Origin of the sequence: Mesorhizobium sp. M7A.F.Ca.MR.362.00.0.0 (genome assembly GCF_004023175.1) — a bacterium.
GTDB lineage: Bacteria > Pseudomonadota > Alphaproteobacteria > Rhizobiales > Rhizobiaceae > Mesorhizobium.
This window is the reverse complement of sequence record NZ_RZTF01000813.1, coordinates 1-948: the sequence shown is the minus strand read 5'-3', so window position 1 is coordinate 948 and position 948 is coordinate 1. Positions and strand designations below refer to the sequence as shown.

Genomic DNA, 948 nt, shown 5'->3' with positions numbered 1-948 from the left:
GGATTGAGATACGGGTCGAGTGCGCCCGATACATAGGCGGTTCCCGCGGCCGCAACGGTCCCACCCGCCGCGAACAGGAACGCCTTCAGTGGATTAATCGCCATACTTCCCTACCCCTTAGCCACCTAACGCCGGTCTAGCCTGTTTTACCAATACCGACAAGAAAAAGCCCGGACTTGTTAACTCTTGGGGCTTGACCCGGCTTTCAGACCCAATCACCAATCATCGGCATGAACACGATTCGATCCGTCTGCGTCTATTGCGGCTCGTCTCCGGGCCGCGATGAAACCTATATCAAGGCCGGACACCTGCTCGGACGCTCGATTGCCAAAGCGGGACTGCGGCTGGTCTATGGCGGCGGCACCAAGGGCATTATGGGTGCTGTCGCCGAAGGCGCGCTCAAGGCCGGCGGCAAGGTAACGGGCATCATTCCGCGCTTCCTGATCAACAAGGAAGCGAGCGAAACCGCGCTTGACCGGCTCGATGAACTCTTGATCACCGACAACATGCACGAGCGCAAGCACAGGATGTTCGAGAAATCCGACGCCTTTGTGGCACTGCCGGGCGGGATCGGCACGGTCGAGGAGATCGTCGAGATCATGACCTGGGGGCAGCTTGGCCATCATCGCAAGCCGATCGTCTTCGCCAATGTCAAAGGATTTTGGGATCCGATGCTGGCGTTGCTCGATCACATGGCCGCCGAAGGCTTCATCCACACCGCACAGCGGGTCAAGCCGCTGGTTGTCGACGACCCCGAAGCGATCGTCGCCGCCATCATGGTGGCAGGGTCCTCCGTCGATGCTCCGACCGAGGGCGTGCAGTCGGTGATCGACAAAATGTAGGGGAGTAAGGGAATAGGGCAGTAAGGCAGTATGTGAATTGCCTGGAGTGTCCTGCCCTACTGCCCTACTGCCCTACTGCCCTACTGCCCTACTGCCCTACTGCCCT

General features: G+C 59.5%; 1 protein-coding gene. It reads left to right on the top strand.

The window, feature by feature from the left end; genetic code table 11:
- The first annotated feature begins 230 nt into the window (after positions 1-230).
- Positions 231-842 carry a TIGR00730 family Rossman fold protein gene (locus EOC06_RS37885; protein ID WP_127332138.1) on the top strand — a complete coding sequence of 204 codons (612 nt, stop codon included), beginning with the start codon at positions 231-233 and terminating at the stop codon, positions 840-842.
- Positions 843-948 lie beyond the last annotated feature (106 nt).

Bases quoted from the DNA above. Each gene is read 5' to 3' on its own strand.
- EOC06_RS37885 (WP_127332138.1), top strand. From the start codon at position 231: ATGAACACGATTCGATCCGTCTGCGTCTATTGCGGCTCGTCTCCGGGC.